Raw genomic sequence first — 15,443 nt, forward strand, 5'->3', positions numbered from 1 at the left:
TTCAAGGAAAAGCTCAGTTTTGCTAGAAATTTGCTAGTTTTGACTTAGAGCCGCTAACGCCGTACAATGATTCAAGCGGACTAAACATGTTTAAAAGGGTAAGAGATAAATAAGGATCCTAAATCATGGATTCCATACAATTCTTTTAAACAACATATATAAAAATTGTGAAGTCTGCCGAGAATAAGAATACTCTTGGTCTATTGTAAAGGGATGCAACAAAAGGGTCAGAAGGAACGTTAAGCAATCTAGAGAGAAAAAAAGAACACCGAGAGTGAAAAAAGGGGGCATCAAAAGGTCATGACAGACGCACTGTTTGTTACGCTCCAAGTGATCTTGGCAGCAATCGCAGTTTATCAGTTTACCTTTTCGTTATTTGGTCTACACAGGAAAAAGACAAAAACAAAGTATAAGCCAGAAAAAACATTTGCAGTACTAGTTGCTGCACATAACGAGGAAGAAGTCGTCGGCGCGTTAATGGAGAACCTGAAGCAGCTCAACTATCCTTCAGAACTGTTTGACGTATTTGTAATTTGTGACAATTGTACAGATGGTACAGCTCGCATCGTTAGAGAGCACGGAATGAACGCTTGTGTCCGCACTAACCCGAATCTGCGTGGTAAAGGTTATGCAATTGAATGGATGCTCAAGGAGCTTTGGGGCATGCAGCGTCAATATGATGCAGTCGTAATGTTTGATGCCGATAATCTGGCACATACAGAGTTCCTAATGGAGATGAATAATGATCTATGTTCAGGAGCACGTGTTATTCAAGGTTATATTGATACTAAGAATCCAGAAGATTCATGGATCACTGCAGCGTATGGTGTGTCGTATTGGTATATTAACCGTTTGTGGCAACTTTCACGCCATAATTTGAATATGGCGAACTTCCTTGGCGGAACAGGAATGTGTTTCGAGACCACTCTTCTTAAAGAGATGGGCTGGGGAGCTACAAGCTTGGTTGAAGATCTAGAGTTCACGATGCGCAGTGCATCTCATGGTGTATATCCTAAGTTCAATTATGACGCAAAGGTGTTTGATGAGAAGCCTCTAACTTTCAAGGCTTCATCAAGACAGCGTCTGCGCTGGATGCAGGGACACTTTACTGTAGCACGTCGTTATTTTTTCCCATTACTTTGGCAAAGTATTAAAGAACGCAGCTTAACAAAGTTTGACCTTGCGCTTTACGGAGCGAATGTATATATTGTTTTGCTTACCTTTTTAATGACGGCGGTAATGTGGGTGGATATGGCCCTCTTTAACGGACCAAACATCGCTAATATTTACGGCAGCTTGCCAGTCTGGCTCGGCTTCCTTGCTATCGGCTTGAATCTGGTGACCTTTGGGGTTGCGATGGCTTTGGAGAAGGTTAAATTTAAGAAGGTGTACGCTTATCTGTTGTTCTTCCCAATTTACCTGATCTCTTGGTATCCTATTACGTTCTATGCGTTCTTCACGCAGAACAACAAGCAATGGAGCCATACCAAGCATACGCGTGTCGTAAGACTTGAAGAAGTTCAAAGCAAACAGGTTTAACATATTTAAAGATGTTGTATAAAAAGATTTGACACTCCGTTTGGAGTGATGTATAGTATTCAAGTACGCAAATCATAGGGATTGCAAGAAGAAGCACCTGCTTCTCACCTGACTGGCATTTCCGCCGGCTGGTTTTGATCTCAATGCTTTATGAATGTTAATGTTCATGAACGTTGATCAAACACGGGGTGTCGGGTGTTACCGGCACCCCTTTTTTATGGAGTAGGATAGTATAGTTGCTAAAAAGATCCGGAGGTGGAGAGTTATCAGTAAGGAACATATGATCAATGATGAAATTCGGGCCAAAGAAGTTCGGTTGGTTGGTGCGGAAGGTGAACAAATCGGAATTAAACCGATCCGCGAAGCGTTGCAAATGGCGATCGATCTTAATCTAGATTTAGTCAATGTAGCACCGCAGGCTAAGCCGCCGGTATGCCGCATCATGGATTACGGCAAGTTCCGTTATGAAACGCAGAAGAAAGAGAAGGAAGCGCGTAAGAACCAGAAGATCGTTGATATCAAGGAAGTCTGGTTCCGTGCTAACATTGAGGAACATGATTATCAAACCAAGTTCCGCAATGTGATCAAGTTCTTGGGTGAAGGCGATAAAGTGAAGTGCTCCGTACGTTTCCGCGGACGTGAGATTACACATGCGAATATCGGCCAGAAAATCCTCGAGAGAGTTAAGAACGAAGTGGCTGATATATCTGTTGTTGAGCGCCAGCCTAAGCTGGAAGGTCGCAGCATGATTATGATTTTGGCTCCTAAAGCCCAATAAATCTGGAGTCACTTGCTTACCTGCAATTTGGCGCCGCATAATATTCAAGGAGGAAACACCATGCCTAAGATGAAAACACATAGCAGCCTGAAAGGTCGCTTCAAAATTACCGGAACTGGTAAAGTAACACGTTACAAAGCTCACAAAAACCACTTGCTGTCCCACAAATCTAAACGCGCTAAGCGCGTTCTGAACGGTAATCCAGTAATGGCCCCTGGGGATGTAAGACGTTTGAAACAAGGATTGGCTAACTTGAAATAGTTTATCACACATTTTTGGGAGGTTTATTAATATGGCAAGAGTTAAGGGCGGATTTGTAGTTCGTCGTAGACATAAAAAAGTGTTGAAATTGGCAAAAGGTTATTTCGGTTCTAAACACCGCATTTTTAAAACAGCTAAAGAACAAGTAATGAAATCGATGGTTTACGCTTACCGCGACCGTCGTCAAACTAAACGTAACTTCCGCAGACTGTGGATCGTTCGTATTAATGCAGCAGCTCGTTTGAATGGTCTTTCTTACAGCAAGCTTGTATACGGCCTGAAATTGGCTGGTGTAGAAGTTAACCGTAAGATGTTGGCTGATCTGGCTGTAAATGATCTTAACGCATTCAACTCATTGGCTGGTATTGCCAAAGAGAAAATCAACGCGTAAGTGTTGTGATATAATCGAAAAGCACCGTCTGCGTGTTGCCCATGCAGCGGTGCTTTTTTGTGCGGTATAAAGTGTATAGAATGAAAGCTTGTTTAAGAAATGAGGAAAAAACTCTGCTTGATGCAGAGTTATTCCCAGTACTTCACAGTATTGAGTTCGGCAGCGAGTTTTTTGCTGATGGTTCTTCTCACTTTGCGCAGCTCAGAACGTTCATTTGCGGATTCGTTGATCAGTTTCTCTTCATCGGTTTCCGGGATAATAGCAGGAACCGGAGTGGGAGTGCCATCCTCGCTGACTGCAACAAAGGTAAGAAATGAAGTGGCGGCTACGGCACGCTCACCCGTATATAGATTTTCTGAAATGATCTTTACAAATACCTCTATGCTTGTGCGTCCTGTCCAAGAAACGAAGGATTCGAAGCATACAGAGTCTGTAGGTCGGATGGGTCTCAAAAAGTCAACGGAGTCTGTAGAGGCTGTGACGACGTTAGCGCGGCAATGGCGCATAGCTGAAATGGAGGCTACTTCATCAATGCCACTCATAAGCTTGCCGCCAAACAATGTTTTGTGATTGTTGACATCATTAGGGAAAACACGTCCGGTTTTGAAAACGCGTGATTCACGGCAATACTTAAAAGCCGGCATCGTTTGTGGATTTTTTTCATCGGTCATATCTGATAACTTCCTTTCAGTGCAAATACTAAGCAATCATGATAATAGAAAACACATAAGTGTGCAATAATATTTGTAATGTGTTGGAATACTATACAGAAGAAATTAAGGTTTTCTAACATCACCCAAACATGATGATTACATGTCGTGTCATGGAAAGCGGTTACTTGCGAAAAAGTACAAATTATTATTGACCTGAGGTCATTTATGGACTGGATTTTAGATTTTATTGCAGTTATAATTTGATCTATGGAATGTCCAAGCAGAACACAGAAGACATCCAATATTTTAAGGGGGATCACATTCAATGAAAAAAGTTTTCAAACTATCTCTTGTAATGTTACTGGCATTCACAGTAGTATTGGCGGGTTGCGGAAACAACAACGCTAAGAATGCTGCAAATGGCGAGACTAATGCAGGAACAAATGGCGGAACAAACGCCGGAAAAGATTTCAAATTTGGTATGGTTACTGACATCGGTGGTGTTAACGATAAGTCGTTTAACCAATCCGCATGGGAAGCATTACAAGCTCTTGAAAAAGAAACTGGCACTTCCGTTAAATATTTGCAAAGTAAATCCAATGCTGACTATGAGCCAAACCTTAACCAATTCGTTAAAGATGGCTACAACTTGACTTGGGGTATCGGTTTTGATCTTGGCGACGCAATTAAAAAGGTTGCTGGTGAGAACCCAAATGCTAACTTGGCAATTATCGATAGCGTTGTAGATGCTCCTAACGTTGCATCCGTTACTTTCTCTGAGAACGAAGGTTCTTTCTTGGTTGGTGTGGTTGCTGGTTTGACTACAAAAACTAACAAAGTAGCTTTCATTGGTGGTATGGAAAGCCCAGTAATCAAACGTTTTGAAGTAGGATTTAAAGCTGGTGTAGCGGCAGTTAACCCTGAAGCTAAAGTTACAATTACTTATGCAGGTGCATATGACAAACCGGATACTGGTAAATCCCTTGCAGCTACATTGTACAACGATGGTAATGACATCATCTTCCCTGCTGCTGGTGCAACAGGAAATGGCGTATTTAACGAAGCTAAATCCCGTAACAAAGCCGGCGGTGCTAAAGTATGGGTTATCGGTGTAGACAAAGACCAATCCATTGAATTTGGTACAGACGTAACTTTGACTTCCATGATCAAACGCGTTGACGAAGCTGTGAAGAAGGTTTCCAAAGAAGTAATCGACGGTACTTTCAAAGGCGGTACTACAACTGTTCTTGGTTTGAAAGACAATGGTGTAGGTATCTCTGATACATCTAAAGTTAACGTTTCTGAAGAGATCTTGGCTAAAGTTGAAGATTTCAAAAAACAAATCATTGATGGAACCATTACAGTTCCTGCAGAGTAATATCTCCCTTTAATTTATCGGATATCAATAAGCAACAAGGAATAAGGCCGGTTATGCGCTGGCCTTATTCCTTGTTAAAGCACTGGTTATAATAAGTTAGACACAGTTATACCGCCTTGAAAAGGGCGGTACATCCGTGTCTACATGGTAGTTATATATTTCTGTGATGAGGGTGATTCCATGAGTGCTGCGGCTCCAGTCGTAGAGTTGAAGCAAATCACAAAACGATTTCCCGGTATTGTTGCTAACGATTCCATTAGCTTGACATTAAAGAAGGGTGAAATCCTTGCATTGCTAGGTGAGAATGGTGCAGGCAAATCTACTCTAATGAATATCGTATTTGGATTGTACCAACCGGATGAAGGTAGTATTGAAATCGACGGGAAACCGGTTATTATTGACAACCCCAATAAAGCGATTGAGCTTGGTATTGGTATGGTGCATCAGCATTTCAAGCTTGTGGAACCTTTTACGGTGACTGAGAATATCGTTCTTGGGATGGAGCCGAAGAAAGGTCTTAAAATTGACTATAAATCCGCTGCGGAACAGGTTCGGAAGCTATCGGAGCAATATGGCCTGCAAGTGAATCCAAATGCCGTTATTCATGACATTTCTGTAGGTATGCAGCAAAGGGTAGAAATTATGAAGACCCTGTACCGCGGAGCGGATATTCTCATATTTGATGAGCCGACTGCAGTACTTACGCCTCAAGAAATTACGGAATTGATGGCGATTATGAAGCGGCTTGTTGCAGAGGGAAAATCTATTATCCTGATTACGCATAAGCTTAAAGAAATTATGCAAATATCTGATCGGGTCACCATTATTAGACGCGGAAAAGTAATCGATACCGTAAATACCGCAGAGACTAATCCGAATGAACTAGCTGAGAAGATGGTTGGACGTGGCGTAACCTTTAAGGTGGATAAGAAGGCTCCTGAGGTTGGCAAAACTGTACTCGAGCTGAAGGATGTGAACAGCAAGAGTAAAGATGGTGTCTCAGTGCTGGACGGCCTTAGCTTTGATGTTAAAGCCGGAGAAATTCTTGGAATAGCTGGTGTAGATGGCAATGGACAGAGTGAACTGATTCAGGCCATTACAGGTCTGCGTAAAATTGATTCTGGTTCTATTCAGGTGTCCGGGAACGAAATAGCTAATTTATCCCCGCGTAAGATTACGGAGATGAATGTGTCTCATATTCCAGAGGACCGTCATAAGCATGGTTTGGTGCTTGATTTCTCAGTAAGTGAGAACATGGTTCTGGAAACTTACTATAAGAGTCCATATAACAAAAATGGCTTTATGCAAAATGATGTCATTGATAAATATGCTGAAGGTCTTGTGGAGCAATTTGATGTGCGTACACCTTCAATTCAGACCAAAGCACGTTCTCTATCCGGCGGAAATCAACAGAAAGCGATTATTGCTCGGGAAATAGATAAAGATCCGACATTACTTATTGCAGCACAGCCAACACGCGGTCTAGATGTTGGTGCTATCGAGTTTGTTCAAAAGCAGCTTATCGCACAGCGTGATCAAGGGAAAGCTGTATTGCTCATTTCGTTTGAATTGGACGAGATTATGAATGTATCAGACAGAATTGCTGTTATCTATGAAGGCAAAATTGTCGGTGAAGTGTTCCCGCAGGATACGAATGACCAGGAACTGGGTCTTATGATGGCAGGCAGCTTGAAGCGGGGAGGTAAGGCAGTTGAATAAGTTCAAAAAAATCTTCACAACTGACAGCTATATCGTTCCTCTTGTCGCCATCGTGCTTGGTTTTCTTGTGGGAGCAATAGTTATGCTTATGGGTGGTTATGACCCGATAACTGCTTACTCCGCACTGTTCTCACGCGTATTTGGTAACTTGTACAACTTTGGTGAAGCCGTGCGCGAAATGACGCCATTAATGCTCACTGGTTTAGCCGTAGCCTTTGCATTCCGTTCAGGGATGTTTAATATCGGGGCAGACGGACAAGTGATGATTGGTATGACAGCTGCGACCGTAGTGGGCATTAAATTTGCAGCCTTGCCAGGATTCATATTGGTTCCGCTTGCTGTTATTATAGCGGGGTTATGTGGAGGTCTGTGGGCTGGTATCGCTGGCTACTTGAAGGCCAAACGTGGGATTAATGAAGTTATTACCACGATCATGTTAAACTGGGTTGCTCTGTACTTGTCGAATTATATTGTAAGAGCATTTCTGTTACTCCCGGGACAGAATCGTTCCGAGGATATTCCAGCTTCACTTTCTATGACGTTCTTGAATTCGTTATTTGACAATGCACGTCTGCACTGGGGAACAGCTATTGCCCTTGCCGCAGCAGTATTCTTCTATGTCTACTTATGGAAGACTAAGCAAGGATATGAAATGCGTGCTGTTGGTTACAATCCTCATGCTGCCGAGTACGCAGGTATGAATGTTGGCCGTAACGTTGTAAAAGCAATGTTCATAAGTGGAGTATTTGCAGGGTTGGCCGGAGCAGGGGAGGTACTGGGTGTATTCCATTATCAATCTGTGTTCGCGGCATCACCAGGATATGGATTTGATGGTATCGCAGTGGCTCTACTTGGTTTAACACATCCACTTGGTGTTGTTCTTGCTGCGATTCTCTATGGTACGTTGACTTATGGTTCTGCAGGAATGAGTTTTGCTGCAGATGTTCCTCCAGAGCTTATTCGTATCGTTATAGGTTCAATCATATTCTTTATTGCGGCACAAGGGATTGTGCGCTGGGTGCTTAAGCCCTTTTACTTCAAGCGCAAGAAAGAGAAGGTGTTATAGATGGATCTGCAGACGTTAGGTCAACTGCTTAATACAACGCTTGTTTTTTCCACAGCGCTTATTTTTGCCTCACTTGGCGGCATCTTCTCTGAACGCTCCGGTGTCGTAAATATTGGACTTGAAGGTTTGATGATGTTTGGTGCTTTTGCCGCAGCAGTGGGCGGTTATTATGCTCAAGATGCTGGGATGGGTGAATGGGCTCCTTGGATTGGCGTACTATGTGCTATGGCCGTCGGGGTACTTGGTTCACTAATTCATGCAGTTGCAGCTATTACCTTTAAATCGGATCAGACGATCAGTGGTACGGTTATTAACTTTTTAGCCGCAGGCAGTACGCTCTACATGGTAAAGCTGCTGTTTGATGGATCTGCTGAAACTCCACTAATCGATGGGTTTAACAAGGTTGCAATTCCTGGGCTCTCTAAAATCCCGGTGATTGGTGAAGGGGTATTTAATTCCTATCCGACCACTTATCTGGCCATTGTGCTGGTTATTGTTATTTATTTCGTTTTGTTTAAAACGCCATTTGGACTGCGTTTACGCGCAGTAGGTGAACATCCTAGTGCTGCAGACACCTTAGGGGTCAAGGTGAAGCGGATGAGATATATTGGCGTAATGCTGAGTGGATTGCTGGCTGGTATCGGTGGTGCTACAATCACTCTAACTACAACCGGAACCTTTGGACATAATACGATTTCAGGTCAAGGTTTTATCGCTATTGCAGCGATGATCTTTGGTAAGTGGAATCCGCTTGGTGCCTTTGGCGCTGCTGTATTCTTCGGATTCTCTCAAGCGATCCGTAACTACGTACAATTGTTTGAATGGTCAAAGGACATTCCACAAGAGTTTATCTTTATGATTCCTTACGTATTAACGATCATTGTATTGGTGGGTGCTGTAGGTCGTTCCGCTGCTCCTAAGGCGTTAGGTCAGCCATACGATCCTAGTAAGCGCTAGATCTTTTCAATTTTTAGCTTATAACATTACCGAACCGCATCTCCGGACTTTTTCCGGAAATGCGGTTTTTTTGTTAGCATCGATATGGATAAACATTGAAAAGTACGGGCAAGTGTACAGGCGAAGGTCCTTCTAAGCGAATAAACTGTTTTGAAGATGATGGGAATCAGAGGCTTGCAAAACATTTTTTTGGAGGGGATATTATGACTAAGCCAGTTACGAAAAAGCAGGTTATGAGGCTCGTAGGTAAGCAGATCATCGCTGTGAAAAAGGATGGCACTCAGGTTACAGGTAAGCTGCTACGAGTATCAGGAAATCGTCTTATATTGCAACGTGTAAGTGGTAAAAAAGTACAAACGAAAGCAATCATTCCATTAGTGCTGTTTGATTTGCTCGCCGTTGGAACTGCACCTTATGCTTATGGCGGTGGTTATGGTGGTGGCTATGGCGGAGCTACACCTTATGGCGGCGGTTACGGGTATGGAACTCCTTATGGAGGTTATGGGTACGGAGGCACACCATATCAACCTTTTGGATTCTTTTAAGTTCCGATCAGAGCTGCTTTAGCTACGTGAAGCGTTTTTCAAGCTCGTAACAAAAACTTAGGGACTGATAACGGGCTACGCTGTAGCCCAATTTTTGATAAAAGGATAGCGCTGCTTCATTCCCTAAATCTACGGAAACCTTAGAACGATGACATCCGCGAGATAGTGCAAACCTTTCTGCTCGATCCATAAGCATATTCCCCAAGTGTTTTCGCCGGGCTTCGGGTGCAATAGCCAGCATATCGATGTAGAGTAAATCACCATGCAGCAAGAAATGGACAAACCCGTTTGGATCGCTTTCATAGTCGGGACAGGTGACAAGGATGATTCCGTGTCCCAGGCGACGGGGTAAATCCTTTTTGATTTTAGTGATTTCAGTTTGCGGCAGATGAGATAATGGTACAAGCTGTCGCTCGATTAAATCAAAAATAATAACGTCATCCTGCTTGGGTCGACGATAGCGAATCATTAGAGCGTCCCCTTTCCACGCATTGTCGTACATCATATGTTGGGAGAGGGTCAGGCGTTCCGAGTGCGTAGAAGTAGGAGTTGTGACGATTTTAAAAATATGGGTATTGACTATCCGTGTTAGGAATCATATAATGTGTCTAAACATTTTAACGAACATACATGTATCGGCGATGATGAGGACGAAGTTTTAAGGGCTCTTTTGCTCAGAGAGTGTGAGGATTTGCTGCAACCTCCACCGAAATCCCTTATATACGAGCTCACCTCGGAGCTGTTTCCCTGAAAGGTCCACTGGCTAGAGTGGTGGAATTATTAGGGGGAATCGTTTAGTCCGCGTTACGGACTTCAGGTTACAGAGATTAGGGCCCTTGCCTACATCGATGGATTTTTGTATACCTGATAAGGCGTTGCATCGCGAGATGTAATGCAAACATGGGTGGTACCACGGAAGATCAACCTTTCGTCCCTCACGCGCTAATACTGTGCGTGGGAGGCGAAAGGTTTTTTTGTTTTATAAATAACTATTTGCTGATGTATAGAGGACGGTCCGTCATTTGCATAATGAATGTTAAATATCGGAGGAGGAATACTGATGAGCGCGCAAATACCGGAATTACGGTCTACAGAGCAGCTAAAAGAAAAATGGATGGAGCCGGAAGTCATTACCGGTTCGGAAATACTACTCCGCAGCCTTGTATTGGAGGGTGTAGACACAGTATTCGGTTATCCAGGTGGGGCTGTATTGTACATTTATGATGCATTGTACGGTTTTACGGATTTCAATCACGTGTTAACACGTCATGAGCAAGGCGCGATTCATGCAGCTGACGGTTACGCTAGAGCAAGTGGCAAACCAGGGGTATGTATCGCAACCTCAGGTCCTGGAGCAACAAACCTTGTAACAGGTATTGCTACAGCATATATGGACTCCACTCCATTGGTTGTAATCACAGGTAACGTATTCTCCAGCTTGATCGGTACAGATGCTTTCCAGGAAGCAGACATTACCGGAATCACGATGCCAATCACTAAGCACAGCTACTTTGTAAGAGATGTTGAGGATCTCCCACGTGTCATTCATGAAGCTTTTCATGTGGCGAATACGGGTCGTAAAGGTCCTGTGTTGATCGATATTCCGAAAGATGTGTCCGCGGCAAAGACATTGTTCACACCAGTGAAGACCGTAAATCTTCGTGGCTACAACCCTTGTACAGTTCCAAACAAACTGCAGCTTGATAAATTGGTTCGTGCGATTGCGGTTGCTGAACGTCCAATTATCATTGCGGGTGGAGGAGTTATCTACTCCGGAGCACATGAAGCAATGTTCGAATTCGTGAAACGGACAGAGATTCCAATCACTACAACCTTGCTAGGACTTGGAGCCTTCCCAAGTGCAGAAGAGCTTTGGATGGGAATGCCAGGTATGCATGGCACATATACCGCAAACAATGCGATTCAACAATGCGATTTGCTCATTAATATCGGCGCCCGCTTTGATGACCGTGTTACGGGTAGGCTGGACGGCTTCGCGCCAAAAGCCAAGATCGTGCATATCGATATCGATCCTGCAGAAATCGGAAAAAATGTATCGCCTGATATTCCGATCGTTGGAGATGTAAAAACTGTACTGGAAATGCTGATTCCTGAGGTTGGCCGTGCATCTAAGGCTGATGCTTGGAGAACGCATATCGCGCAGTCGAAGCTTGATCAGCCACTTCGGTATAAAGATTCGGAGACAGAGCTTAAACCACAATGGGTTATTGAAATGATTAATGACACCACTAATGGTGAAGCGATTGTTACTACGGACGTTGGCCAGCATCAAATGTGGGCAGCACAATATTACAAGTTCAATCATCCGCGTTCATGGATTACTTCAGGTGGTCTAGGAACGATGGGCTTCGGATTCCCATCAGCAATTGGCGCACAAATGGCACATCCTGATCGATTGGTAGTATCGATTAACGGAGACGGAGGCATGCAAATGTGTTCCCAAGAGCTTGCGATTTGTTCGATTAACAACATACCGGTCAAAATCGTTGTTATTAACAATCAGGTACTTGGAATGGTTCGCCAATGGCAGAATCTTATCTATGACAAACGTTATAGCTATACAGACCTTGCAGGCAGTCCGGATTTTGTAAAGCTGGCTGAAGCTTATGGCGTAAAAGGTCTACGGGCCACGAATAAGGAAGAGGCTCGTGATGCATGGCAGCAAGCTCTGGAAACACCGGGTCCAGTATTGGTAGAATTCGTTGTTCCAAAAGACGAGAATGTCTACCCGATGGTAACTCAAGGTTCAACCATCGATCATATGCTGATGGGGGATGAATAACAGTGACAAGACATACGATTTCTGTACTCGTAAATGACCAGCCGGGTGTGCTTCAGCGGGTGTCAGGTTTGTTCGGTCGCCGCGGATTTAATATTGAGAGTATTACAGTCGGCCAGTCCGAAGAGGTCGGATTATCCCGGATGGTTATCGTTACTCTTGGCGACCAGCATACCCTTGAACAAATCGAGAAGCAGCTTTATAAGCTAATTGATGTTATCAAAGTCGTTGATCTTGGAGCTAAGCCAATGGTTGCACGTGAACTGGCTCTGATTAAAGTGAACGCTGATCCAAGTGAGCGTCCGGAGATCATGGGTGTTGTAGAAACCTTCCGAGCCTCGGTTGTAGATATCGGAAGTACAACATTGCTGGTGCAGGTAGTTGGAGATACACAGAAGATTGATGCGATGATCGAGCTTTTGAAGCCTTATGGGATCAGAGAGCTTTCTCGCACAGGTGTTACGGCTATGGTGCGCGGTAACTCTTAAATATTTTATTTTGCGACTTTAACGGATTACTGCTTGATTGCTTTAATCTGATATGATATGAATGAACTTCCCGCTAAAGAGCGGGAGCTTGAAGAGGAACTTGATAGGGTATGGATCCAGTTCTCTTGAAGCACCCGCTCTTTATGATGGGTCTCAAATTAAAGGAGGATATTGACAATGGCAGTTACAACGTACTATGAACAGGATGCAGAACTTAGTGTATTAAAAGGAAAGACAATTGCGGTAATCGGGTACGGTAGCCAAGGACATGCCCAAGCACAGAATCTTCGTGACAGTGGTCTACAAGTTGTCATCGGTCTTCGTGAAGGTAAATCTTTCGAAACTGCAAAAAATGACGGTTTTGAAGTATTGCCAGTAGCTGAAGCAGTATCCCGTGCAGATGTTGTGCAAATTCTGATGCCAGATGAAACTCAAGCATCCGTATATAAAAACGAAGTGGAACCAAACCTTAAAAAAGGTGCGGCTCTGATGTTCTCCCACGGCTTTAACGTACACTTTGGACAAATCGTTGCTCCTAAAGATGCGGACGTGTTGCTGGTAGCACCAAAATCTCCAGGTCACATGGTTCGTCGTACTTATGTTGAAGGCTTCGGCGTTCCTGGCTTGATTGCTATCGAACAAGATGCAACAGGTAAAGCGAAAGAAATCGGTCTTGCATATGCAAAAGGTATTGGTTGTACACGTGCAGGAGTTATCGAAACTTCTTTCCGCGAAGAAACCGAAACCGACTTGTTCGGCGAACAAGCAGTCCTTTGCGGTGGTGTTTCCGCACTGATCAAAGCTGGATTCGAAACTTTGACAGAAGCTGGATATGCTCCTGAAATGGCTTACTTCGAATGTCTGCACGAGCTGAAACTGATCGTTGACATGGTATATGAAGGCGGATTGTCCAGCATGCGCGATTCCATCAGTAACACTGCGGAATACGGTGACTATGTAACTGGACCACGCATTGTAACTGAAGATACTAAAAAAGCAATGAAAGCTGTTCTGACGGATATCCAAGAAGGTAAATTCGCTCGCGACTTCATCCTTGAGAACCAATCCGGACGTGCTTTCCTTACAGCTACTCGCCGCAACGAAGCTGCTCACCCAGTAGAAGTTGTAGGTAGCCAATTGCGTGAAATGATGCACTGGATTAAGAAGTAATCATATATACTTATGATTAAATAGTGTGACCATTCAAATGCGGCCGTGACTATACGAGCCGCATTTGAGGGTTTTAGCACAATCTTTGGGAGGTGCTTTGCATGCGGAAAATTTATGTGTTCGATACGACGCTGCGAGACGGAGAGCAGTCGCCGGGTGTGAACCTTAACACGCGTGAGAAAGTAGAGATCGCCTACCAGCTGGAAAAGCTGGGGATTGACCGCATGGAAGCGGGCTTTCCTGCTGCTTCACCAGGTGACCTGGCTTCAGTAAATGCGGTAGCAAGAGCTGTAAAGAACGTCACGGTAATCGGTCTTTCGCGTTCTAGAGAGACAGATATCGACGCTGTAAAAGAAGCGCTGCAGGGGGCACAGGACCCTTGCATTCATATTTTTCTAGCTACATCTCCTATTCACCGCCAGCATAAACTCCGGATGGATAAGGCTCAGGTGCTGGAAACTGCACAATCCGCTATCCGATATGCCAAGAAATATTTCCCTAAGCTTGAGTTTTCATTAGAAGACGCAGGTCGTACGGAGTATGAATTCATGGCTGAAATGGTCGGAATGGCTATCCGAGAAGGTGCTAATGTTGTTAACATTCCGGATACTGTGGGTTATCTGAATCCTTCAGAGTACGGAGCTATTTTTAAATATTTAAAAGAAAATGTACCTGATATTGAACGTGTACAGCTTAGTGCTCATTGTCATAACGATCTTGGTATGGCTACAGCAAATACGCTCGCAGCGATTCAGAATGGTGCCGATCAGATCGAAGGAACGATTAATGGTATCGGTGAACGTGCTGGAAACACAGCGATTGAAGAAGTAGCATTGGCACTGGAGACACGTGCTGAATTTTTTGGCGCTAAAACTTCGTTAACGTTGTCCGAAATTTCTCGCACAAGTCGTTTGGTCAGCAAGCTCACCGGTATGGTGGTCCCAGGGAATAAAGCAATTGTAGGAGCTAACGCATTTGCTCATGAATCGGGTATTCACCAGGATGGGATGCTGAAAGAGAAAACGACTTATGAGATCATGACACCGGAGACCATTGGCCTTAAAGAGAGCAAACTGGTACTTGGTAAGCACTCTGGACGCCATGCTTTCCGTGATAAGTTAAGTGATCTAGGATATGATTTATCGGAAGAAGAGCTTAATACAGCTTTTTCAAGGTTTAAGGATTTGGCCGATAAGAAAAAAGAAGTGTCTGATGAAGATATTTTGGCATTAATTGAAGAGAAGTTAATTGATACCCCAGAAGTATTCAGACTTCAGACGATTTACGTAACTTACGGCAATGAAGCTGTTCCAACGGCCAAGGTTATTATTAATGGTCCGGAAGAGCAGCCAATTGTTGCGGTTGCCGAAGGTAATGGTTCAGTAGATGCTATCTACAACGCAATTGACAAAGCTACGGGTGAGGAAGTTACCCTTGGGGACTATTCCATTAAATCCGTCTCACGTGGTAAAGATGCACAAGGTGAGGTTCATGTAGTACTGTCGCAGGGTGAAGTCGCTGCACAGGGTCGTGGACTTAGTACCGATATTCTAGAGGCAAGTGCTCGCGCGTATATTGATGCGCTGAACAAGCTTTTGGAGAAACGTAAAACTTACACCAAACGTGATCACGCTAGTCTTTAATAGGTATATTTTTATATTAACTTTCTTCTAAGTTGACTATCCTTACAATTAAGGT

At 43.8% G+C, this 15,443-nt stretch carries 15 protein-coding genes and 1 other annotated feature; of the genes, 13 read left to right on the top strand and 2 right to left on the bottom strand.

Annotation, left to right across the window (positions count from 1 at the left end):
• The first annotated feature begins 300 nt into the window (after positions 1 to 300).
• The 4 genes from ACDZ28_RS15200 to rplT all read left to right on the top strand — a co-directional run bounded on the left by ACDZ28_RS15200 (position 301) and on the right by rplT (position 2,969).
• Positions 301 to 1,539 carry a glycosyltransferase family 2 protein gene (locus ACDZ28_RS15200; RefSeq protein ID WP_042125070.1) on the top strand — a complete coding sequence of 413 codons (1,239 nt, stop codon included), beginning with the start codon at positions 301 to 303 and terminating at the stop codon, positions 1,537 to 1,539.
• A 79-nt stretch (positions 1,540 to 1,618) separates the two neighbouring features.
• Positions 1,619 to 1,763 (top strand) — a sequence feature (ribosomal protein L20 leader region).
• Between the two features lie 56 nt (positions 1,764 to 1,819).
• On the top strand, positions 1,820 to 2,317 hold the full coding sequence (infC, locus tag ACDZ28_RS15205) for a translation initiation factor IF-3 (protein WP_042125071.1): 498 nt from the start codon (positions 1,820 to 1,822) through the stop codon (positions 2,315 to 2,317).
• 60 nt (positions 2,318 to 2,377) lie between these two features.
• Complete coding sequence (gene rpmI, locus ACDZ28_RS15210) at positions 2,378 to 2,578, top strand: 50S ribosomal protein L35 (RefSeq protein ID WP_036679507.1); 201 nt, start codon at positions 2,378 to 2,380, stop codon at positions 2,576 to 2,578.
• 31 nt (positions 2,579 to 2,609) lie between these two features.
• Positions 2,610 to 2,969, top strand: a complete 360-nt coding sequence (gene rplT / locus ACDZ28_RS15215; protein ID WP_042125073.1) for a 50S ribosomal protein L20 — start codon at positions 2,610 to 2,612, stop codon at positions 2,967 to 2,969.
• A 128-nt stretch (positions 2,970 to 3,097) separates the two neighbouring features.
• Here rplT and ACDZ28_RS15220 read toward each other — a convergent pair whose 3' ends face one another.
• Entirely contained in the window at positions 3,098 to 3,640 is a 543-nt protein-coding gene (locus ACDZ28_RS15220) for an acyl-CoA thioesterase (protein ID WP_375105097.1), read from the bottom strand.
• Between the two features lie 307 nt (positions 3,641 to 3,947).
• On the opposite strand from ACDZ28_RS15220, the gene ACDZ28_RS15225 reads away from it, so the two are divergent.
• The 5 genes from ACDZ28_RS15225 (at position 3,948) to ACDZ28_RS15245 (ending at position 9,287) form a co-directional block, all read left to right on the top strand.
• Positions 3,948 to 5,000, top strand: coding sequence for a BMP family protein (locus ACDZ28_RS15225; RefSeq protein ID WP_042125078.1), 1,053 nt, complete (start codon positions 3,948 to 3,950; stop codon positions 4,998 to 5,000).
• A 180-nt stretch (positions 5,001 to 5,180) separates the two neighbouring features.
• Positions 5,181 to 6,719 carry an ABC transporter ATP-binding protein gene (locus tag ACDZ28_RS15230; protein ID WP_042125080.1) on the top strand — a complete coding sequence of 513 codons (1,539 nt, stop codon included), beginning with the start codon at positions 5,181 to 5,183 and terminating at the stop codon, positions 6,717 to 6,719.
• Positions 6,712 to 7,785, top strand: coding sequence for an ABC transporter permease (locus tag ACDZ28_RS15235; RefSeq protein WP_042125082.1), 1,074 nt, complete (start codon positions 6,712 to 6,714; stop codon positions 7,783 to 7,785). The genes ACDZ28_RS15230 and ACDZ28_RS15235 overlap by 8 nt, the downstream gene beginning before the upstream one ends.
• Positions 7,786 to 8,742, top strand: a complete 957-nt coding sequence (locus ACDZ28_RS15240) for an ABC transporter permease (RefSeq protein WP_341111027.1) — start codon at positions 7,786 to 7,788, stop codon at positions 8,740 to 8,742.
• Between the two features lie 203 nt (positions 8,743 to 8,945).
• Positions 8,946 to 9,287: a hypothetical protein gene (locus ACDZ28_RS15245; RefSeq protein ID WP_339289678.1), complete on the top strand. Its 342-nt coding sequence runs from the start codon at positions 8,946 to 8,948 to the stop codon at positions 9,285 to 9,287.
• A gap of 22 nt (positions 9,288 to 9,309) precedes the next feature.
• Here the strand turns inward: ACDZ28_RS15245 and ACDZ28_RS15250 are convergent, their stop codons facing one another.
• Complete coding sequence (locus tag ACDZ28_RS15250) at positions 9,310 to 9,756, bottom strand: GNAT family N-acetyltransferase (protein ID WP_375105098.1); 447 nt, start codon at positions 9,754 to 9,756, stop codon at positions 9,310 to 9,312.
• A 591-nt stretch (positions 9,757 to 10,347) separates the two neighbouring features.
• On the opposite strand from ACDZ28_RS15250, the gene ilvB reads away from it, so the two are divergent.
• The 4 genes from ilvB to ACDZ28_RS15270 all read left to right on the top strand — a co-directional run bounded on the left by ilvB (position 10,348) and on the right by ACDZ28_RS15270 (position 15,388).
• Positions 10,348 to 12,090 (top strand): biosynthetic-type acetolactate synthase large subunit, encoded by a 1,743-nt coding sequence (gene ilvB, locus ACDZ28_RS15255; protein WP_339289680.1) that lies wholly within the window; start codon positions 10,348 to 10,350, stop codon positions 12,088 to 12,090.
• Positions 12,087 to 12,575 (top strand): acetolactate synthase small subunit, encoded by a 489-nt coding sequence (ilvN, locus tag ACDZ28_RS15260; RefSeq protein WP_209445830.1) that lies wholly within the window; start codon positions 12,087 to 12,089, stop codon positions 12,573 to 12,575. Before ilvB ends, ilvN begins: the two co-directional genes overlap by 4 nt.
• Positions 12,576 to 12,752: 177 nt before the next feature.
• Entirely contained in the window at positions 12,753 to 13,745 is a 993-nt protein-coding gene (ilvC, locus tag ACDZ28_RS15265; RefSeq protein ID WP_036679485.1) for a ketol-acid reductoisomerase, read from the top strand.
• Between the two features lie 101 nt (positions 13,746 to 13,846).
• The gene (locus tag ACDZ28_RS15270) at positions 13,847 to 15,388 is read left to right on the top strand and encodes a 2-isopropylmalate synthase (RefSeq protein WP_341111031.1); all 1,542 of its coding nucleotides are present in this window, start codon (positions 13,847 to 13,849) and stop codon (positions 15,386 to 15,388) included.
• The last annotated feature ends 55 nt before the right edge of the window (positions 15,389 to 15,443 follow it).

It is taken from the genome of Paenibacillus sp. RS8, from assembly GCF_041956825.1.
Classification (GTDB): Bacteria; Bacillota; Bacilli; order Paenibacillales; family Paenibacillaceae; genus Paenibacillus_AQ.